An 18888-nucleotide genomic window follows, 5' to 3' on the forward strand; every position below is an offset into this window, starting at 1 on the left:
GATATGTTTGTTGGTCGGCACATAGTCCAGACCGTCATTGTTGAGTACGGCAGGTGTAGCCCGACGCGGATCGAGTTGCATCACATTGTTAGCGATGAACAGGCTGTAGTAACGGTACGCGACCAGATAAATGGCCACGGCGGCGACCACAATCCACAAGGCGTTGATCGCCTCGCCTCGGCGCAATGCCACTACGCCCAGGGCGCACGCTCCCAGGATTGCCAGCAGCAGCCAAGGTAGGTGGCGTAGCAGGCTATTATTATTTTTCATTTTATGATTCCAGCCAGAGTGGACAAGAAAGACAGCCATCCGGAGTTTAGCGCTACTGACGGCAAAGGCCATACCCCGACATTGATCCAGAGCCTGTCTTTGCTGGCGGGCTTTAACGATGCGGGTCTATAGTCAGCGGACATTCAGAGGATTGCGCCATGAGTGACCTCCCTGCTGATCGCCGCCGCTTCAAACGTATTGCGTTCGATGCCCGAACCGAGCTGAGCCAAGGGGAATACATCTGGCCAGTGAAGTTGATCGACCTGTCGCTCAAGGGGCTGCTTATCGAGAAGCCCGAGCCGTGGCTGGGTAATCCAGACTGGCATTTCCTGGTTGATATCCACCTTAACGAAGACGTCGAGATCAAGATGGATGTGATGTTGACCCACGATGACCATGGTCAACTCGGGTTTGTCTGCAAACACATCAGCCTGGAATCGATTGAACGGCTGCGGCGGTTGATCGAGTTCAACCTGGGCGATCCGCAAGAGCTGGAGCGTGAACTGGGAGCGCTGATCGAAATCTGAAGGCCAATCCCATTCTAATGTGGGAGCGGGCTTGCTCGCGAAGGCAGCTCAACATTCAACATCAATGCTGACTGTCAGACCGCTTTCGCGAGCAAGCCCGCTCCCACAGGGAATGTGCAAACATTGAAAACTACTCAAACAACGCGTCGAGCGCCTGCTCCAGACGCGTCACAGCAATAATCTGCAATCCCGGCGGCGCCTCTTTCGGCGCGTTACCCTTGGGCACGATGGCGCGTTTGAAGCCGTGCTTGGCCGCCTCTTTCAAGCGTTCCTGGCCGCTGGGCACCGGGCGCACTTCACCCGACAAGCCGACTTCGCCGAACACCAGCAGATCATGGGGCAGCGGCCGGTTGCGCAAACTGGACATGACCGCCGCCATCAGCGCCAGGTCGGAAGCGGTTTCCAGCACCTTCACCCCGCCGACCACGTTGAGGAATACATCCTGATCGTGAGTCGGAATGCCGCCGTGGCGATGCAACACCGCCAACAACATGGCCAAGCGATTCTGATCCAGACCGAGCGTCACCCGGCGGGGGTTGGCCAGATGGCTGTCGTCCACCAACGCCTGGACTTCCACCAGCATTGGCCGGGTGCCTTCCCACGTGGCCATGACCACGCTGCCCGGGACTTCTTCCTGGGCGCGAGTCAGAAAAATCGCCGAAGGGTTAGAGACTTCTTTCAGGCCCTTGTCGGTCATGCCGAACACGCCCAATTCATTCACCGCGCCGAAACGGTTTTTCACCGCTCGCAGCAGGCGCAGGCGCCCATCGGATTCGCCTTCGAAGTACAGAACGGTGTCGACCATATGTTCCAGCACTCGGGGGCCAGCCAGCGCGCCTTCTTTGGTGACATGGCCCACGAGGAAAATCGCCGTGCCGCTTTGTTTGGCATAACGCACCAGCAACGCCGCACTTTCGCGCACCTGGGAAACGCCCCCCGGTGCCGATTGCAGTTGCTCGGTGAAAATCGTCTGAATCGAGTCGATCACCATCACCTTGGGCTTTTCCTGCCGGGCGGTGGCGATGATGGTTTCGATGCAGGTTTCGGTCATCACCCGCAGCTGATCCTGTGGCAAGCCCAAGCGCCGGGCGCGCATGGCCACTTGTTGCTGGGATTCTTCGCCGGTGACATACAGCGCCGGCATGCTCTTGGCGAGGTTGCACAAGGTTTGCAACAAAATGGTCGACTTGCCGATGCCGGGATCACCACCGATCAACACCACCGAGCCATCCACCAAGCCGCCGCCCAGAACCCGATCCAGCTCGCTGGATGCCGTGGAGAAACGCGGAATCTCTTCAACGCTGACTTCGGCCAGGGTTTTGATCTGCGCCTGCTGGCCGGTCCAACCGGTGCGCCCGCTGGGGGCTGCGGCGCCGCCGCTCTCGACCATGGTTTCGGTCAGCGTGTTCCAGGCCCCGCATTCGCCGCACTGGCCGGCCCACTTGGGGAAGGTTGAGCCACACTCGGTGCAGCCGTACATGCGCTTGGCCTTGGCCATCTGAACTCCCGGCAAAAACCGCGATGATAGCTCAGCTCGCGCGGATCAGCGCGGCGCCACCGTACGGATTTCACCGCTGGCCAGACGCGCGGCACTATTGCCCAGCGGATCTTCGGCGTTCATGTCCGCCCCGTTGGCCTTGAGTGCGTCCAGCAACTCAACGCGCTTGAACAACCCGGCATACATCGCGGCAGTCTGTCCCGCGCCGTTGCGTTGGTCGGGGTTGCACTGGGCGGCCAGCAGCGTTCTGGCAATCTGCACTTCGCCTTTGAAAATCGCCCCCATCAACGCCGTGTTGCCACGTTGATCCTGAGCGCAGGCGTCCGCCCCGGCAGCGAGCAAACGCTCCACTGCGGCGCTCTGGCCGTGATAGGCGGCCAGAATCAGTGCGGTGTAACCCTTGCTGTCGCGGGTATCGAGGGAATAGCCGGCCTCGATGAAGGTATCGAGCATGGGCACATCACCGCGTCGAGCGGCATCGAAGTAGAAATCCTGTAATTGGACTTTCAGCGCCTGGGGGTTCTTCGAGGTTTGCACGTCGGGCCCAGCGAACACACTGAGCGACCAGCACGCCAGAAACACAGACAGATAAAAACGCATGGCGCAACTCCTTGATCAGACGGGACCTCGCATGAGGTCCCGCTTCAGGCGGATGGATCAGTCGACCAGTTTGGCCGCCAGCGCCTTGACCCGAGCCAGATCACCCTTGGCTACTTTGGCCACCCCGGTCCCGTATTCCGGATCGGCTTTGTAAAGGAAGGACAGGATGATGTGCTTGCTCTCGTCATCGGTGGTGGCCAGTGAGCCACCAAAGCTGTCGATCAGGTCCTGACGTTCCTTTGGGTTGAACGAGCGATACAGATCACCGGCCTGCTTGAAGTTCTGCTCACGCTGAATCTTCGCCTGCTGCGTGCTGCCCGACAGGGTCGACTGGCTGTAACGCGCGGTTTGCGGCTCTTCACGGGCCAGCAGGCGACTCGGCTGGTAATTCACGCCTGTGCTGCTGGCGCCGATGTTCATTGCGCCATCCTGATTACCGTTATTCACGGCGACTTTGGGTGCGTTGATCGGCAACTGCAGAGCGTTGGCCCCCAGACGATACAGTTGGGTATCGGCATACGAGAACACTCGTCCTTGCAATAAGCGATCTTCCGAAGGTTCGATACCCGGAACTAAATTGGCCGGGGCCATGGCCACTTGTTCGGTTTCCTGGAAAACATTCGCTGGATTACGGTTCAACACCATTTGTCCAACTTTTCGCTCTGGCACACCTGGCCAGATTTTGGTCGCGTCCAATGGATCGAAATCAAACTTGGACAAGTCTTGAGGATTTAGAACCTGGATGTACAAGTCCCATTTCGGGAAGTCACCCTTGTTAATATGTGAAACCAAGTCGTTAGTCATATGACTGTAGTCTTGACCTTGAACACCCGTCACTTCTTTAGGGTCAAGATTTTTTATCCCCTGCAAACTTTTCCAGTGAAACTTTACATAGTGCACATCACCTTTGGCGTTAACTAACTTGTAGGCATGTACACCATTGCCGTCCATTTCCCGATAACTGGCTGGCGTGCCGGAGTTGGAATACAACTCGGTCAAGGTACGAGTGGCTTCCGGAACATGGGAAAAAAAGTCGAAACGACGGGAATCGTCGTCAAGGTTGGTGCGCGGGTCCGGCTTGAAGGCGTGGACCATGTCTGGAAACTTGATCGCGTCACGGATGAAAAAGGTCGGAAAATTGTTGCCAACCAAGTCCCAGTTGCCGTCTGCGGTGTAGAACTTGGTGGCGAATCCCCGCGGATCACGCAAGGTTTCCGGCGAATGGTTGCCATGGACCACAGCGGAGAAACGTACAAATACCGGCGTGCTCTGGCCGCCGGCGAAAACCTTGGCCTTGGTCAGGTCACTGAGATCGTCGGTCACGGTGAACGTGCCATGGGCGCCAGTGCCACGGGCATGCACCACGCGTTCGGGAATGCGTTCGCGGTCAAAACGCTGGAGTTTCTGGATCAGTTGTATGTCTTGCAACAGCACCGGCCCGGTCGCGCCAGCGGTTTGCGAGTTCTGGTTGTCGCCGACGGCAGCGCCGTTATCGCGGGTCAACGTCGCCGCGCTGACGGAGAAGGACAGCAGGCTGGCGGTCAGAACGCCAAACGTACGACGGAGGGGCAAAGCCCCGAGGCCGAGGGGAGTTGTCATGGAAGTTTCCTCTGGTTTTATAAGGCGCATCCAGGTGCGCCCCTCAGAGGCTAGTGACCCAAAGGCCAAAACATAAATAGAAATCCCGTACCGAGCCGATAGCGAAAAGGTTCTGGAAAGCCCGGTCTAGAGCGGGTAGTCGCGCGCGACTGGTGGCACTTTGTAAACTAATTGCCGGAAGATGTGTCGATAAGAGCGAGCATTGTAAGACGGTGTTTCGAGCACGAGCCGTTTTGCTGATTTACACTGCGCTCACCAACCTCATCTGTAACAAGGAAATAACCTATGGGCGTGATAAGTGAGTTCAAGGCCTTCGCGGTCAAAGGGAATGTGGTCGACATGGCCGTGGGTATTATCATCGGCGCGGCCTTCGGCAAAATCGTTTCGTCGTTTGTCGGTGACGTGGTGATGCCGCCAATCGGCTTGCTGATCGGTGGGGTCGACTTCAGTGACCTGGCCATTACGCTCAAGGACGCCAACGGTGACGTCCCGGCGGTGGCGCTGGCGTACGGTAAGTTCATCCAGAGCTTGATCGACTTCATCATCGTCGCCTTCGCGATCTTCATGGGCGTCAAAGCCATCAACCGCCTGAAACGTGAAGAGGCCGTTGCGCCAACCCTGCCGCCGGTTCCGACCAAGGAAGAAGAGCTGCTGGAAGAGATTCGCGATCTGCTCAAGGCTCAGAACAATCAGCCCTGATGACTGATTGCCCCAAGAAACGGCGCCTTTGGGCGCCGTTTGTTTACCAGTAGTTTTCCACTGCCACCTGGGCGGGTCGTCGACTAAGGCTCAGGTGCATGTCCCGTTGTTTGAGCAACTTGCGCGTGTCATCGATCATCTGTGGATTACCGCAGAGCATCACCCGCGAATGCTCGGCTGTCAGCGCTACACCGGCCGTCCGCTCTAGCTCACCACTTTCAATGAGTGTCGTGATCCGCCCATTCAGGGCACCCGGATGCTGCTCGCGGGTAACGGTGGCGATGAACTGCAGCTTGTACGCGTACTCAGCCAGATAGTCGCGCTGTGCCAGCCCTGCAATCAGCTCCTGATACGCCAGCTCCCGCGCTTCGCGCACGCTGTAGACCAGGATGATTCGCTCGAATTTTTCCCAAACCTCGAAGTCCTGCAAGATCGACAGAAACGGCGCCAGCCCAGTGCCTGTGGATAACAACCAGAGGTCACGGCCATCGACGAAGCGATCCAGCGTCAGATAGCCAAAGGCCTGCCGGTCGACCAGCAGCGTATCGCCGACTTCCAGCCGACTCAGTTCACTGGTGAATTCCCCTTCCGGCACGACAATGGAGAAGAACTCCAGAAACTCGTCATAGGGAGACGAGACCATGGAATAAGCCCGCCATACCGTACTGCCGTCCGTCTTGGTAACGCCCAGCCGGGCGAATTGCCCTGCGCGAAAACGAAAGCCCGGATCCCTGGTGGTACGCAGGGTGAACAGGTTTGGCGTCAACGTCTGGACATCAAGCAGCGTCTGGCGCGTGAATTTTTCTGCACTGGCGGTCATGGGTCGCTCCATTCAACAGATAACCCCAGTGTCCCGCAAAGCAGATGACATAAACACCGGTGATTTGTAATGGCTTTTGCCCCTATCATTAACAGTACCCATACAATTCTGTTTCTCCGCTAGTAACAAACCTAAGAACCGGCTATGCAGTTGCAAGCTTTTTCAAGAGCAAAAAAATCCAGCATACAAGTAGGAATTCTCCTACACTCGTGGCGTGCCGGATCTTGGATCCAATCAACGCCAAACAAGTAAGTCCGCATGGAGCCACCCAATGAAAGTGTGGAAGGAATCACAGTTAACGCAGCTTTCTTACGCTCAGAAAATAGAGACCGCGTACGAGATTTCTCTCAATCTCGTTAAAAATCTTGGCTTTAATTTCTGTGCATTTTCAATAACCTCCCAAACAAGAGGGATACATCGCCATACGATCAGCCTGAATAATTATCCCATCGAATGGAACACGAAATATGAACAAGAGCATTTCAGTGAAGTCGACCCGATACTAGCCCATTGCAATCATTGCGAACTGCCGATTCTTTGGCAGGAAGAGCTCTTCTCCAAGACACCGATATTGTGGCAAGCACAAAAACAGCAAGGTTTGCGCTATGGCTGGTCCCAATCCGTTCATGATCAGAATGGGCTTTGCAGTATGCTGAGCCTGGCCAGAAGCCACTGCCCGGTTACTACGCATGATCTGTACAAAAATCTGGGCTACGCGTTGTTCATTAGCCGCCACCTGCACGGGCTTGTCGCGAAAGATCTGCCTACCCCCCCGAAACCGGGCACAGTGCATTTATCAACCCGAGAAGTCGAGGTATTGAAATATTCAGCCGACGGCAAGACCGCAGGCGAGATCGCGATCATCCTCAGCCTGAGTGAAAGCACGGTACAGTTCCATATACGGGGCGCCATCCACAAATTCGGCGCCAACAACAAAATGTCCGCAGTGATCAAAGCAGCGAGAGCGGGCATTATCTGAAACTGCTCGAATCAGGTAATCCCTGCGAGTAATCCAGACCAAAAAAACGTACCATCTGCGATCCATCCTGAGTGATGCCGTGTGAAGTTCCACGACGCAGTTCGCTCGGATGGTTCCGCCCGCTACAACGCCCCTGAGCGCCGGGCCACTCGTTGTTCATCTTCCGTTGACTACCCAGAGCCCCCGCCTCATGCCTCTGCTCGAAACCCCCTTCGCTCAACTCGATCTTATCCGCCAGCCAGAACAGCAGAACGAACCATTACAAGCGTTTGATGCCGCAGACGAATACCTGCTGACTCATCTGGCCGAGCAACAACCGGCAGCCGATACCCGAGTGCTGGTGCTCAACGACAGCTTCGGTGCTTTGGCAGCCAGCCTGGTGGGCAAGGTTCGGGTGACCAGCAGCGGCGATTCGTTTCTGGCTTTTCAGGGGCTGGAAAAAAACCTGATACGCAACGGCCAGGCGTTTGATGCAGTGCCGAAGGTGCCTGCCAGCGAAGCGTTCATCGGGCCGTTCGACCGGGTATTGATCCGGGTACCGAAAACCCTGGCCCTGCTGGAAGAGCAACTGATCCGGCTACAAGGGCAACTGGCTCCCGGCGCTCAAGTGATTGCGGCCGCGATGGTGAAGCATTTGCCACGCGCTGCGGGCGATCTGCTGGAGCGTTACATCGGCCCGGTGCAAGCCTCGCTGGCAGTGAAAAAGGCTCGACTGCTGATCGCCACAGCCGAAGCCAAAGCCCCTGCGGTCTCCCCCTACCCGACCCGCTATCGACTCGACGCCCCTGCAATCGAACTGCTCAATCACGCAAACGTGTTCTGCCGCGAAGGGCTGGATATCGGTACGCGGGCCTTTTTGCCGCACTTGCCGAAGAACCTCGGCGCAGCGCGAGTTGCCGACCTCGGATGTGGCAACGGTGTGTTGGCGATTGCCAGTGCCCTGCAAAACCCTGAGGCCCACTACACGCTGGTGGACGAATCGTTCATGGCCGTGCAATCGGCCGCTGAAAACTGGCGCGCGGCGCTGGGTGATCGTGACGTGATCGTGCGGGCCGGCGATGGCTTGGCAGAGCAGGAGCCTCAATCCCTGGACGTAGTGCTGTGCAATCCGCCATTTCACCAACAGCAAGTGGTCGGCGATTTCCTGGCTTGGCGGATGTTCCAGCAGGCGCGTGAATCGTTGGTGGTGGGGGGCGCGCTGTACATCGTCGGCAACCGTCACTTGGGTTATCACAGCAAGCTGGCGCGGTTGTTCCGCGGCGTCGAGCAAGTAGCGGCCACCCCCAAGTTCGTCATTCTCAAAGCACGTAAATAAAAGCGAAAAAAAACCCTCCATCGGGAGGGTTATAAATCCGTGCCGCAAGGCAACGGGATGGGAATTTCAGTGGGTGCTCAAACCGGCGGCATTCATGAACATGCGCATCAGCGAGGCCACAATAAACAGTGCCACGACACTGCCGGTCCAGATCATCGCGAGCCAGCCGAGTCGCTGCCAGAGCGGCTTTTTCTCGGCAGCTTCGATTTCCTGCAAATCAGGTTTACCAGCCATCATCGTGATCTCCTCTGGAACGGCGCAGGTATCAATCCCGCGCCGTAGTCATATGGGCTAGTGGTAACCATCTTCGTGGGTGACCTTGCCGCGGAACACGTAGTAGCTCCAGAAGGTGTAACCCAGGATGAACGGGATGATGAACAGCGTGCCCACCAGCATGAAGCCTTGGCTTTGCGGCGGTGCTGCGGCGTCCCAGATCGAAATCGACGGCGGTACGATGTTCGGCCACAGGCTGATACCCAGACCGCTGTAGCCGAGGAAGATCAGCACCAGGGTCAGCAGGAATGGCGTGTAATGCGCATTGCGGGCCACCGCGCGAATCAAACCGTACAGGGTCACCAGCACCAGAATCGGCACCGGCAAGAACCAGAACAGGTTCGGCAGGGAGAACCAGCGTGCAGCGATTTCAGCATGGGCCAACGGCGTCCAGATACTGACGATGCCAATCACCGCCAGTAACACGAAGGCCAATGGCCGCGCCAGGTCATGCATTTGCTCCTGCAATTTACCTTCGGTTTTCATGATCAGCCAGGTGCAACCGAGCAGTGCGTAAGCCACCACCAGCGCCGCACCGCAGAACATCGTGAACGGTGTCAGCCAGTCGAGTGAACCGCCGGCAAACTGACGATTGACTACCGGTAGCCCATCGATGAACGCCCCCAATGCCACGCCCTGGAAGAAGGTTGCGGCGATCGAGCCACCAATGAATGCCTTGTCCCAGAGATGGCGCTTTTCGTCCTTGGCCTTGAAGCGGAACTCGAAGGCCACACCGCGAAAAATCAACCCGATCAGCATAAAGATCAGCGGCAAGTACAACGCTGAGAGCACCACCGAATAAGCCAGCGGGAAGGCGCCGAACAATGCCGCGCCACCCAATACCAACCACGTTTCGTTGCCGTCCCAGACTGGGGCGACGGTGTTCATCATCACGTCACGGTCGCTCTTGCCCTTGATGAACGGGAAGAGAATCCCGATCCCCAGGTCGAAGCCGTCCATAACCACGTACATCATGATGCCGAAGATGATGATCACGGCCCAGATCAGCGGAAGATCAATACCCATGATTCAAATCTCCTTGGTCAGGCTGGGGCTGTTATCAGCTTCGGTACCATCGTCATCGGCTGCAGACAGCGGACGGGCCGGTGTGCGTTTCTGGCCAGGACCACCTTCGTTGGTTTCCTTGCCTTCGTCGATCTTCGGCCCTTTGCGCACCAGGCGCATCATGTAGCCAAGACCGGCACCGAACAGCGCGAAATAGACCACGACGAACATGATCAAGGTGATGCTCATCTGCACGAAGCTGTGCCCGGAGGACGCGTCTGCCGTGCGCATCAGCCCATAAACCACCCATGGCTGACGGCCGATTTCAGTGGTGAACCAGCCGGCGAGGATTGCGATCAGGCCAGACGGGCCCATCCACAGCGCCAGGTACAGGAACGGCCGCGAGGTATACAGCTTGTCGCGTTTGCGCAGCCACAGGCTCCACAAACCAGTGAAGATCATCAGCATGCCCAGACCGACCATGATCCGGAACGACCAGAAGACGATGGTCGAATTCGGCCGGTCTTCAGGCGCGAACTCCTTGAGCGCCGGCACCTGTTTGTCCAGGGAGTGGGTCAGGATCAGGCTGCCCAGGTATGGAATCTCGACGGCGAATTTGGTCTTTTCGGCTTTCATGTCCGGCCAGCCGAACAGGATCAGCGGGGTCGGTTCATCACCGTGGTTTTCCCAGTGGCCTTCGATCGCAGCGATTTTCGCCGGCTGATGCTTGAGGGTATTGAGGCCGTGGAAGTCACCGATAACCGCCTGAATCGGCGCCACGATCAGGGCCATCCACATCGCCATCGAAAGCATGGTGCGGATCGCCGGGTTGTCCTTGCCGCGCAGCAAGTGCCAGGCCGCCGACGAACCGACGAAGAAGGCCGTCGCAACGAACGCCGCCGTGGCCATGTGCATCAGGCGGTAGGGGAACGACGGGTTGAAGATAATCGCCAGCCAGTCCACCGGAATAACCTGGCCATTGACGATTTCGTAACCTTGCGGGGTCTGCATCCAGCTGTTGGAGGCCAGAATCCAGAAGGTCGAAATAAGGGTGCCGATGGCTACCATGACCGTCGAGAAAAAGTGCAGCTTGCGCCCGACCTTGTTCCAGCCGAACAGCATGACGCCGAGGAAACCGGCCTCAAGGAAGAAGGCAGTGAGCACTTCATAGGTCAGCAATGGCCCGGTCACCGAACCGGCGAAGTCCGAGAAACGGCTCCAGTTGGTGCCGAACTGATAGGCCATGACCAAGCCGGAAACCACGCCCATGCCGAAGTTGACGGCAAAGATCTTCGACCAGAAATGGTACAGATCGCGGTAAGTGTCGTTGTGCGTCTTCAGCCACAGGCCTTCGAGCACCGCCAGGTAACTCGCCAGGCCAATGGTGATAGCCGGGAACAGGATGTGGAACGAAATGGTAAATGCGAACTGAATCCGGGCGAGATCAAGTGCCTCCAAACCGAACATAAGTCTTCCTCTGTCAGGTAATACCGGCTGAAGGCTTGCGGCCTACACCCACTGCCCCCACGGATATGGAGTGTGGCGAATTCGAATTCGTTCTTTTTGTACCATCATCACAAACGTAGGGAGTCTGGCCATCTGGCCACCGGATCAATTCCACGAAGGGTCTTGATCTGGATCAAGCAACGTTGAAAGAGTAGTCGCATTTTTGCCGATGGACGGTGTGGTCTTTTGCCGCGTGACAGGTTGCCTCATAGGTTTGGTCATGGGCTGCAATACATTTTTATGGGTGGACTAACTGTGGCGAGGGGGCTTGCCCCCGTTCGGCTGCGCAGCAGTCGTAAATCCGGTTACTGCGGTGTACTTGGCAGAAATGAGTTGCCTAGGTCTGGGGCCGCTTCGCAGCCCAACGGGGGCAAGCCCCCTCGCCACAGGGATTTCGTATGTTCCATAGATCGGTGTCTAGCTAACTAAATTTCCCAGCCTTGCAACTTCTAGTTACAGGTTGGTGATAATCTCGCCCTTCCCTTGCCCAGACCTGCCTTCAGATGCCCAGCCAAGCGCCCCTGCTGTTACGTCATCACCGCCCGTTTATCGCGTTCTGGCTGGCGCGGGTGTTTACCGCCAGCGGTTTTCAGATGTTGACCGTGGCCATTGGCTGGAATCTGTATCAACTGACCGGCAATGTGCTCGATCTGGGCCTGGTGGGGCTGGTGGAATTTGCCCCTCGAGTGTTGTTCATGCTGCACACCGGGCATGTCGCAGACCGCTATGACCGGCGCAAGGTCGCGGCGACCTGTCAGTTCCTGCAAGCGCTGATCGCCCTGTCGCTGGCCATCGGTAGCGCGACCGACCATGTCACCCGAGAGATGATCTTCATCCTCGCGTTCCTGCTCGGCGCCGCCCGCTCCTTCGAAATGCCGACCACCCAGGCCTTGCTGCCAAGCATCGTGCCCAGCGCGTTATTTCCCCGTGCCGTTGCCGCCGCGCAATCTGCGCAACAATCAGCGACCATCGTCGCCCCGGCGCTGGGCGGTTTGCTCTATGCCTTCGGCAGCGTGTGGGTGTATGGCCCGACGGTGATCCTTTACCTCATCGCTTGTGCGCTGATGCTCAACCTCCCGGCCCGGCAGACACCTCTGAACAAAGGCAAGGCGACCCTGGATTCGCTGCTGGCGGGCATCCGCTTCATTCGCAGTCGCCCGGACATTCTCGGGGCGATTTCCCTGGATCTGTTTGCTGTCCTGCTGGGTGGCGCGACCGCGCTGCTGCCGGTGTTCGCCAAAGATATTCTGTTGACCGGCCCCTGGGGTCTGGGCCTGCTGCGCTCAGCTCCGGCAGTCGGTGCGCTGCTGATGTCGCTATTCCTGGCGCGATTTGCCGTGGAGCGCAACGTCGGGCGGGTCATGTTCACGGCCGTGGGTGTATTCGGCGTGGCGACCATCGCTTTCGGCCTGTCGACTTCGTTCTGGTTCTCTCTCGCCGTGCTGGTGGTATTGGGCGCAGCGGACATGATCAGCATGGTGATCCGCGCCTCATTCGTGCAACTGGAAACCCCCGACGAAATGCGCGGCCGGGTCAGTGCTGTGAATGGCTTGTTCATCGGCGCTTCGAATCAGCTCGGCGAGTTCGAATCAGGTCTGACGGCCCACTGGTTCGGCACCGTGCCGGCAGTGGTCATGGGCGGCATCGGCACGCTGATGGTGACCGGGACCTGGATCAAACTGTTCCCGACCCTGGCCAACCGCGACCGCATGCATGTGCCGGTGGAAGAGGTCAGGGCCTGACGTAACTCAGGATACGGAGGTCCCGTACCTGCTTCCAAAAGACCGGAAATCAGCACAAAGCATAAATTCTCCGACCAAGTGCAATACATAGATAGTGCATCAAGTGTAATGTATCGCCTTACACTTCGAGCATGATCAAATCCTTTCAGCACAAAGGCCTTCGTGGCTTCTACGAAACCGGTTCGACTCGTGGGATTCGAGCAGATCATGCGAAACGTCTGGCTCGCATGCTGCAGTTCATGGATCGTGCAGTGGCGCCCGACGACCTCGACCTTCCGGGATGGCGGTTACATCCGCTCAAGGGCGAGCTGACCGAATATTGGTCACTCAGCGTTTCGGGGAACTGGCGGGTGATTTTTCGTTTTATTGGTTCGGATATCGAACTGGTCGACTATCTGGATTACCACTGACAGGAGGCAGGACCATGCCCATGCACAACCCGCCACACCCTGGTGAAACACTCTTGATGGATGTATTGCCCGAGCTTGGTATCAGCGTCACCGAATTGGCCAGGCACCTTGGATTCGCCCGCCCGCATCTTTCGCGAGTGCTGCACGGCCATGCGCCCATCAGTCCGGACTTGGCGGTACGTCTGGAGCGGGCTGGAATCGGTAAGGCCCGGATGTGGTTAGGGGTTCAGACCGACTACGATCTCTGGCAAGCGGAGCAGCGTGAGCAACCCTTTATCGAACCGATTGCTATCCACGCCTGACATTCACTAGACCACCAATTCCCCCGCCACCGTCGACCGCGTGGCTTTGCCGCAGAGTTGCTCCACCAGCGTCAGCGCAAACGCCAGCGCGGCGCCTGAACCCTGGGCGGTGATGCAGTTGCCATCGACCACCACCGGTTGATCGATGAAGTTACAGCCCGACAGTTGATTGCTGACCATGGGCAGGCAAGTCATGCGTCGCTGACGCAAAACGCCAAAGGTTTGCAGCGCCAGCGCCGGAGATTCAGCAATACCGGCGAACAGACGCCCGGCGGCGGACTGGTCCTTGATCAATTGTTGCAGGGGTTGGTGGGCCGCCAAATGCTGCGCCCCTACGGCACCGCCAGGCAGCACGATCAGGTCGAAGGGTTGGGCGAGCAAATCCACCAACATCGCATCGGCGGTCAAACGGGTGCCGCGAGCGCAGGTAAGCATGCGCCGTGCCTCGATGCTGGCCACCACCACTTCAACCTTGGCGCGGCGCAGCACATCGATCAGGGTCACGGTTTGCAGATCGTCGATGCCCTCGGCGAGGGTAATCAGGGCTCTAAAGGTCATGGGTGCGGTCCACAGGATAATCTTTAAAGCGTAGTCAGCTTTCCTGCCCCTTGTTCGAGCCCAGCCGTTACTTGATGTAAAGCTGCGTCGACATCGTATTGCCGGGTGCGTTGATCGAGGTGTTGCTAAACGTGAAGGTGCCGTCCTGCTTGCCTGCCAGGTTGAAGATGTACAGATAGCCAACGGTTTTTTTCCCGGCGGAACACTCGGTCAGGTTGCCGGTATCAAAAGCACAGACAGGGGTTCGGGTGCCGTTCACCTCGAAACCGTCCAGTGCGACATGGGCTGCACGGCCGTAGCCGACTTCCAGCACGTACACCTTGATGTTTGGCCCTTTGTGGTCGCAACGGGTTTGCGCCTGGCCGTCCGCGATATTTTCAAAGCCACAGCCTGGCGATTCGACCTTGAGTACTTTTACCTGGCTCAACGGTTGCGCCGTGGCCGCATTGGCTGTTTGCGCTCCGATGAAACAGGTGAGCAGTAATCCAAATGCCGCAATCACACGCTTATTAATGCAATACATATCTACCCCCTCCCTCCCCCAAAAAAACAGCGCGCAGTATGGCGCAGTTCCCTTTTGTGCAAAACATCGACGACGATCGCAGCCATAAGCAGCCATAGCCCCACGCTGCTGGTATGATGCGCGGCTTTTTCCGACCCACAGAAAATTCCCAGGCGCCTGCAGCGGTCTGTGCTTTGCTGTTGAGGTCGATACATTCACGGCGCCGGGCGCGCCACGGGGAGCAGACATGCTGGAAAGGCTGTTTCAACTCAAGGCACACAACACCAACGTGCGGACCGAGATTCTGGCGGGCGTCACGACCTTTTTGGCCATGGCCTACATTCTGTTCGTCAACCCGAGCATTCTCGGCGAGACCGGCATGGACAAGGGTGCGGTGTTTGTCGCCACCTGTCTGGCAGCCGCCATCGGCTCGGCGACCATGGGTCTGATCGCCAACTACCCGATCGCCCTCGCGCCGGGCATGGGCTTGAACGCCTTCTTTACTTACACCGTGGTCCTGCACATGGGCCACACCTGGCAAGTGGCGCTGGGCGCGGTGTTCATCTCGGCGGTGATGTTTTTCCTGCTGTCGATCTTCCGCATCCGCGAATGGATCATCAACAGCATCCCGCTGGCGCTACGCTCGGCGATTGCTGCCGGTATCGGCCTGTTCCTGGCACTGATCGCCCTGCACAACGCCGGCATCGTGGTCAGCAACCCGGCGACCATGGTCGGCCTCGGCGACCTGAAGCAACCGGCGCCGATTCTCGCGACCCTCGGTTTTGCCCTGATCGTCGCCCTAGAGGCCCTGAAAGTACGCGGTGCGGTGCTGATCGGTATTCTCGCGGTGACCATCGCTTCGATCGTAATGGGCTTCACCCCGTTCGGTGGCGTGATGTCGATGCCGCCGTCGCTGGCACCGACCTTCCTGCAACTGGACATCAAAGGCGCACTGGACATCGGTCTGGTCAGCGTGATCTTCGCCTTCCTGTTTGTCGATCTGTTCGACAACTCCGGCACCCTGATCGGCGTCGCCAAGCGTGCCGGCCTGATGGGCAAGGACGGCCACATGCCGAAAATGGGCCGCGCCCTGATCGCCGACAGCACCGCGGCCATGGCCGGTTCTTTGTTGGGCACTTCGACCACCACCAGCTACATCGAATCCGCAGCCGGCGTGAGTGCCGGTGGCCGCACCGGCCTGACTGCCATCGTGGTCGCGATTCTGTTCCTGCTGGCGCTGTTCTTCTCGCCATTGGCGGCCAGCGTTCCAGCCTTCGCCACCGCGCCTGCCTTGCTGTTCGTCGCCGTACTGATGACATCCGGCCTGGCCGAAATAGACTGGGATGACATCACCGTCGCCGCACCGGTCGTGGTCACCGCCCTGGCCATGCCATTCACTTATTCCATCGCCAACGGCATCGCCTTCGGTTTCATCTCCTGGACTGCCATCAAGTTGTTGTCCGGTCGCGGCCGTGAGTTGAATTCGGCGCTGGTGATTCTGTCGATTCTGTTCGTGATCAAGTTGGGTTGGTTCAACGCATGACTTTTGATTCCCAGGCTTACGCCGTTCAGCTCGAAGAAAAGGTCACGCGCCTGCGTGATCTGCTGGCCCCGTTCGGTGCCCCCGAACCTGCGGTATTCGATTCGCCGCTGAAAAACTTCCGCCTGCGTGCCGAATTCCGCCTATGGCGCGAAGCCGGCGAGCGCCATTACGCGATGTTTTCCCAGGAAGACAAACGCACGCCGATCCTGATCGAAGAGTTCCCGATCGCAAGCCTGCGCATCAACCAGTTGATGCCGCAACTCAAGGCGGCGTGGCAAGCAAGTGCGGCCCTGAGCCACAAGCTGTTTCAGGTAGAGTTCCTCACCACCCTGGCTGGCGATGCGATGATCACCCTGTGCTATCACCGCCCGCTGGACGAGCACTGGCACGCAGCGGCGTCGAAACTGGCAGCCGACCTGAACGTCAGCATCATCGGTCGCTCGAAGGGCAAACGCGAAGTGATCGGTCACGATTACGTGGTCGAGAAACTCGAAGTTGGCGGCCGCACTTTCAGCTATCGCCAGCCGGAAGGCGCGTTCACCCAACCCAACGGCACGGTGAACCAGAAAATGCTCAACTGGGCGTACGACGCCCTCGGCGATCGCTCCGACGATTTGCTGGAGCTTTATTGCGGCAACGGCAACTTCACCCTGCCGCTCGCGACCCGCGTGCGCAAAGCGCTGGCCACCGAAATCAGCAAGACCTCGGTCAACGCAGCACTCAGCAACCTGAGTGAAAACGCGGTGGATAACGTCACGCTGGTGCGTTTGTCTGCCGAAGAACTGACCGAAGCCCTGAACGAAGTTCGCCCGTTCCGCCGCCTGCATGGCATCGATCTCAAGAGCTACGAATTCGGTAGCGTGTTCGTCGACCCGCCCCGCGCCGGCATGGACCCGGACACTTGCGAACTGACCCGGCGCTTCGACAACATCCTCTACATTTCCTGCAACCCGGAAACCCTCGCGGCCAACATCGCCCAACTGCACGACACCCACCGCATTACTCAATGCGCGATGTTCGACCAGTTTCCGTGGACCCATCACATGGAATCCGGAGTGTTGTTGACCCGTCGTTGATTGCAGCCTCCATATACAAATCAGCCGTCCACAGGACGGCTTTTTTGTGGGCGATTGAAACGCCCTGTATTTGTGCGTCCTGATTTGATAAATACAGCCACTGGCACTTCATTTGATTCCCGGTGTAATCAATCATGCAGCGACATTTCGACGATCTTCAATTGGGCAGCATCGAACTGTTTTGCCTGGCCGCAGAGGCCGGCAGCTTTACCGCAGCAGCACTTGTAGCGGGCGTGACCCCGGCCGCCGTCAGCCGCTCGGTGTCGCGCATGGAAGAACGTTTGGGTGTACGGCTATTTGCGCGTACCACCCGCAGCGTCAAGCTGACTGATAGTGGCCGGCGTTATTTCGAGGAGTGTCGCGAGGCTCTTGCCCAGCTGGTCGAGGCCCAGCGCGAGGTGATGGGGCAGCAGCAAGAACCTTCCGGCACCTTGCGCATCAGCATTCCCACGACCTATGCCCATCATCGGATCCTGCCCTTGCTGCCTGCGTTTCGGGCTCGCTTCCCTGCCGTGAAGGTCGAGGCGCACATCAGCAATCGCAACATCGATTTCGTCGGCGAAGGCTATGACATGGCAATCCGTGTGCGGGCCATTCCCGACTCAGGGCTGATCGCACGGCCATTGGAAGACGCCGGGCTGGTGATGATTGCCAGCCCTGATTACCTGAAGCGCGCCGGCACCCCGCAAACACTGGATGACTTGGCTCAGCACGAATGCATTCAGTACGAACTGCCCAGCAGCGGCCGGCGGATTGCCTGGCTGTTCAACGACAACGGTGTGCCGCTGGAGATTCTGGCCGAGGGCAACTACTGCTGTTCCGATGACGTATTGGGTGGCGTGACGCTGGCAAAAAGCGGCGCCGGGATCTTTCAAACCTATCGCTTCATCGTCGAAAACCAACTGGCGGACGGTTCGCTGGTGGAAGTGCTCAAGCCCTACGGCGGACGCTCCCGCCCTTTCACTCTGCTGTACCCGCAAAGCCGCCATGTGCCGTTGCGGCTAAGAGCGTTTATCGATTTTCTGGTTGAGCATTTGCCGCGCTGAAAAGATCGCACCTGTAGGCGCTGCCGAAGGCTACGATCTTTTGCATCTGTCCGATCACCGCACAAATAATCCAGGCCTGACGCCCTCTTCAATTGACCTTATTAACCAGTTGGTACAATTTCTCCCCACAGGCTGAAACCCTCGGCCAATGCCAAAAATAATATGTGGAGAGACCCGATGTCCCCTATCGTTCTGGTGCTCAACGGCCCGAACCTGAACCTGCTGGGCACCCGTGAACCGGCGACTTACGGCCACGAAACCTTGGCGGACATTTCAGCGCTGTGCGGTCGCGCTGCCGAAGAGTTCGGCCTGACCGTGGAGTTTCGCCAGACCAACCATGAAGGCGAACTGCTCGACTGGATTCACGCCGCCCGTGGCCGTTGCGCCGGGATCGTCATCAACCCGGCCGCCTGGACTCACACCTCGGTTGCCATTCGCGATGCCTTGGTCGCCAGCGAACTGCCGGTGATCGAAGTACACCTGTCCAACGTCCATGCCCGCGAACCCTTCCGGCATCACTCCTTTGTTTCGTCCATCGCCACCGCGGTCATGTGCGGTTTCGGCAGCCACGGCTATCGTTTGGCGCTGGAGCATTTCAGCCAACGTTTGGAAGGTTAA

21 protein-coding genes are annotated in these 18888 nt (G+C 58.2%); 11 read left to right on the forward strand and 10 right to left on the reverse strand.

Features of this window, described 5'->3' with window-relative positions:
• A partial coding sequence (locus KVG95_RS23355) for a carbon starvation CstA family protein (RefSeq protein WP_302470656.1) occupies positions 1-270 on the reverse strand: 270 nt, incomplete at its 3' end.
• A 158-nt stretch (positions 271-428) separates the two neighbouring features.
• Here KVG95_RS23355 and KVG95_RS23360 point away from each other — a divergent pair.
• Positions 429-797, forward strand: a complete 369-nt coding sequence (locus KVG95_RS23360; protein ID WP_217858111.1) for a PilZ domain-containing protein — start codon at positions 429-431, stop codon at positions 795-797.
• A 130-nt stretch (positions 798-927) separates the two neighbouring features.
• Here KVG95_RS23360 and radA read toward each other — a convergent pair whose 3' ends face one another.
• The 3 genes from radA to katB are packed head-to-tail and all read right to left on the reverse strand — an operon-like array spanning position 928 to position 4494.
• Positions 928-2295 carry a DNA repair protein RadA gene (radA, locus tag KVG95_RS23365; protein ID WP_007937264.1) on the reverse strand — a complete coding sequence of 456 codons (1368 nt, stop codon included), beginning with the start codon at positions 2293-2295 and terminating at the stop codon, positions 928-930.
• Between the two features lie 45 nt (positions 2296-2340).
• Positions 2341-2895, reverse strand: coding sequence for an ankyrin repeat domain-containing protein (locus KVG95_RS23370; RefSeq protein WP_217858112.1), 555 nt, complete (start codon positions 2893-2895; stop codon positions 2341-2343).
• A 57-nt stretch (positions 2896-2952) separates the two neighbouring features.
• Positions 2953-4494 carry a catalase KatB gene (gene katB / locus KVG95_RS23375; protein WP_217858113.1) on the reverse strand — a complete coding sequence of 514 codons (1542 nt, stop codon included), beginning with the start codon at positions 4492-4494 and terminating at the stop codon, positions 2953-2955.
• Positions 4495-4779: 285 nt separating this feature from the next.
• On the opposite strand from katB, the gene mscL reads away from it, so the two are divergent.
• Entirely contained in the window at positions 4780-5193 is a 414-nt protein-coding gene (gene mscL / locus KVG95_RS23380) for a large-conductance mechanosensitive channel protein MscL (RefSeq protein WP_123721377.1), read from the forward strand.
• A gap of 43 nt (positions 5194-5236) precedes the next feature.
• Here the strand turns inward: mscL and KVG95_RS23385 are convergent, their stop codons facing one another.
• A complete protein-coding gene (locus tag KVG95_RS23385) occupies positions 5237-6013 on the reverse strand; it encodes a ferredoxin--NADP reductase (protein ID WP_217858114.1) in 777 nt (258 codons plus the stop codon).
• A 271-nt stretch (positions 6014-6284) separates the two neighbouring features.
• On the opposite strand from KVG95_RS23385, the gene KVG95_RS23390 reads away from it, so the two are divergent.
• Positions 6285-6992 (forward strand): autoinducer binding domain-containing protein, encoded by a 708-nt coding sequence (locus KVG95_RS23390; RefSeq protein WP_217858115.1) that lies wholly within the window; start codon positions 6285-6287, stop codon positions 6990-6992.
• A gap of 190 nt (positions 6993-7182) precedes the next feature.
• Positions 7183-8307 carry a methyltransferase gene (locus KVG95_RS23395; RefSeq protein ID WP_217858116.1) on the forward strand — a complete coding sequence of 375 codons (1125 nt, stop codon included), beginning with the start codon at positions 7183-7185 and terminating at the stop codon, positions 8305-8307.
• A 66-nt stretch (positions 8308-8373) separates the two neighbouring features.
• Here the strand turns inward: KVG95_RS23395 and KVG95_RS23400 are convergent, their stop codons facing one another.
• The 3 genes from KVG95_RS23400 to KVG95_RS23410 are packed head-to-tail and all read right to left on the reverse strand — an operon-like array spanning position 8374 to position 11052.
• Entirely contained in the window at positions 8374-8541 is a 168-nt protein-coding gene (locus KVG95_RS23400; RefSeq protein ID WP_052967973.1) for a DUF2474 domain-containing protein, read from the reverse strand.
• A 57-nt stretch (positions 8542-8598) separates the two neighbouring features.
• Positions 8599-9606 (reverse strand): cytochrome d ubiquinol oxidase subunit II, encoded by a 1008-nt coding sequence (cydB, locus tag KVG95_RS23405; RefSeq protein ID WP_217858117.1) that lies wholly within the window; start codon positions 9604-9606, stop codon positions 8599-8601.
• 3 nt (positions 9607-9609) lie between these two features.
• The gene (locus tag KVG95_RS23410; RefSeq protein ID WP_052967965.1) at positions 9610-11052 is read right to left on the reverse strand and encodes a cytochrome ubiquinol oxidase subunit I; all 1443 of its coding nucleotides are present in this window, start codon (positions 11050-11052) and stop codon (positions 9610-9612) included.
• Positions 11053-11594: 542 nt separating this feature from the next.
• On the opposite strand from KVG95_RS23410, the gene KVG95_RS23415 reads away from it, so the two are divergent.
• From KVG95_RS23415 to KVG95_RS23425, 3 genes are all read left to right on the forward strand, one after another.
• Entirely contained in the window at positions 11595-12833 is a 1239-nt protein-coding gene (locus KVG95_RS23415; protein ID WP_217858119.1) for an MFS transporter, read from the forward strand.
• A 131-nt stretch (positions 12834-12964) separates the two neighbouring features.
• Complete coding sequence (locus KVG95_RS23420) at positions 12965-13243, forward strand: type II toxin-antitoxin system RelE/ParE family toxin (RefSeq protein ID WP_038981449.1); 279 nt, start codon at positions 12965-12967, stop codon at positions 13241-13243.
• A gap of 14 nt (positions 13244-13257) precedes the next feature.
• Positions 13258-13545, forward strand: coding sequence for a HigA family addiction module antitoxin (locus KVG95_RS23425; protein ID WP_038981447.1), 288 nt, complete (start codon positions 13258-13260; stop codon positions 13543-13545).
• A gap of 6 nt (positions 13546-13551) precedes the next feature.
• Here KVG95_RS23425 and KVG95_RS23430 read toward each other — a convergent pair whose 3' ends face one another.
• Together KVG95_RS23430 and KVG95_RS23435 are read right to left on the reverse strand one after the other, a co-directional pair.
• Positions 13552-14103: a DJ-1 family glyoxalase III gene (locus tag KVG95_RS23430; RefSeq protein ID WP_217858120.1), complete on the reverse strand. Its 552-nt coding sequence runs from the start codon at positions 14101-14103 to the stop codon at positions 13552-13554.
• Between the two features lie 67 nt (positions 14104-14170).
• Positions 14171-14626, reverse strand: a complete 456-nt coding sequence (locus KVG95_RS23435; RefSeq protein ID WP_217858223.1) for a DUF4879 domain-containing protein — start codon at positions 14624-14626, stop codon at positions 14171-14173.
• Between the two features lie 226 nt (positions 14627-14852).
• On the opposite strand from KVG95_RS23435, the gene KVG95_RS23440 reads away from it, so the two are divergent.
• From KVG95_RS23440 to aroQ, 4 genes are all read left to right on the forward strand, one after another.
• A complete protein-coding gene (locus tag KVG95_RS23440; protein ID WP_038981444.1) occupies positions 14853-16148 on the forward strand; it encodes an NCS2 family permease in 1296 nt (431 codons plus the stop codon).
• Complete coding sequence (gene trmA / locus KVG95_RS23445) at positions 16145-17224, forward strand: tRNA (uridine(54)-C5)-methyltransferase TrmA (protein WP_217858124.1); 1080 nt, start codon at positions 16145-16147, stop codon at positions 17222-17224. Before KVG95_RS23440 ends, trmA begins: the two co-directional genes overlap by 4 nt.
• A gap of 134 nt (positions 17225-17358) precedes the next feature.
• Positions 17359-18270, forward strand: coding sequence for a LysR family transcriptional regulator (locus KVG95_RS23450; RefSeq protein ID WP_217858125.1), 912 nt, complete (start codon positions 17359-17361; stop codon positions 18268-18270).
• A gap of 177 nt (positions 18271-18447) precedes the next feature.
• Positions 18448-18888: a type II 3-dehydroquinate dehydratase gene (gene aroQ / locus KVG95_RS23455; RefSeq protein ID WP_030129491.1), complete on the forward strand. Its 441-nt coding sequence runs from the start codon at positions 18448-18450 to the stop codon at positions 18886-18888.

It is taken from the genome of Pseudomonas farris (genome assembly GCF_019145235.1).
GTDB classification, from domain to species: domain Bacteria; phylum Pseudomonadota; class Gammaproteobacteria; order Pseudomonadales; family Pseudomonadaceae; genus Aquipseudomonas; species Aquipseudomonas farris.

Bases quoted from the DNA above. Each gene is read 5' to 3' on its own strand.
- KVG95_RS23435 (WP_217858223.1), bottom strand. From the start codon at position 14,626: ATGTATTGCATTAATAAGCGTGTGATTGCGGCATTTGGATTACTGCTC.
- KVG95_RS23400 (WP_052967973.1), bottom strand. From the start codon at position 8,541: ATGGCTGGTAAACCTGATTTGCAGGAAATCGAAGCTGCCGAGAAAAAG.
- aroQ (WP_030129491.1), top strand. From the start codon at position 18,448: ATGTCCCCTATCGTTCTGGTGCTCAACGGCCCGAACCTGAACCTGCTG.
- KVG95_RS23390 (WP_217858115.1), top strand. From the start codon at position 6,285: ATGAAAGTGTGGAAGGAATCACAGTTAACGCAGCTTTCTTACGCTCAG.
- KVG95_RS23440 (WP_038981444.1), top strand. From the start codon at position 14,853: ATGCTGGAAAGGCTGTTTCAACTCAAGGCACACAACACCAACGTGCGG.
- KVG95_RS23385 (WP_217858114.1), bottom strand. From the start codon at position 6,013: ATGACCGCCAGTGCAGAAAAATTCACGCGCCAGACGCTGCTTGATGTC.
- KVG95_RS23420 (WP_038981449.1), top strand. From the start codon at position 12,965: ATGATCAAATCCTTTCAGCACAAAGGCCTTCGTGGCTTCTACGAAACC.
- KVG95_RS23450 (WP_217858125.1), top strand. From the start codon at position 17,359: ATGCAGCGACATTTCGACGATCTTCAATTGGGCAGCATCGAACTGTTT.
- KVG95_RS23430 (WP_217858120.1), bottom strand. From the start codon at position 14,103: ATGACCTTTAGAGCCCTGATTACCCTCGCCGAGGGCATCGACGATCTG.
- KVG95_RS23360 (WP_217858111.1), top strand. From the start codon at position 429: ATGAGTGACCTCCCTGCTGATCGCCGCCGCTTCAAACGTATTGCGTTC.
- cydB (WP_217858117.1), bottom strand. From the start codon at position 9,606: ATGGGTATTGATCTTCCGCTGATCTGGGCCGTGATCATCATCTTCGGC.
- KVG95_RS23370 (WP_217858112.1), bottom strand. From the start codon at position 2,895: ATGCGTTTTTATCTGTCTGTGTTTCTGGCGTGCTGGTCGCTCAGTGTG.
- KVG95_RS23410 (WP_052967965.1), bottom strand. From the start codon at position 11,052: ATGTTCGGTTTGGAGGCACTTGATCTCGCCCGGATTCAGTTCGCATTT.
- KVG95_RS23425 (WP_038981447.1), top strand. From the start codon at position 13,258: ATGCCCATGCACAACCCGCCACACCCTGGTGAAACACTCTTGATGGAT.
- katB (WP_217858113.1), bottom strand. From the start codon at position 4,494: ATGACAACTCCCCTCGGCCTCGGGGCTTTGCCCCTCCGTCGTACGTTT.
- mscL (WP_123721377.1), top strand. From the start codon at position 4,780: ATGGGCGTGATAAGTGAGTTCAAGGCCTTCGCGGTCAAAGGGAATGTG.
- trmA (WP_217858124.1), top strand. From the start codon at position 16,145: ATGACTTTTGATTCCCAGGCTTACGCCGTTCAGCTCGAAGAAAAGGTC.
- radA (WP_007937264.1), bottom strand. From the start codon at position 2,295: ATGGCCAAGGCCAAGCGCATGTACGGCTGCACCGAGTGTGGCTCAACC.
- KVG95_RS23395 (WP_217858116.1), top strand. From the start codon at position 7,183: ATGCCTCTGCTCGAAACCCCCTTCGCTCAACTCGATCTTATCCGCCAG.
- KVG95_RS23415 (WP_217858119.1), top strand. From the start codon at position 11,595: ATGCCCAGCCAAGCGCCCCTGCTGTTACGTCATCACCGCCCGTTTATC.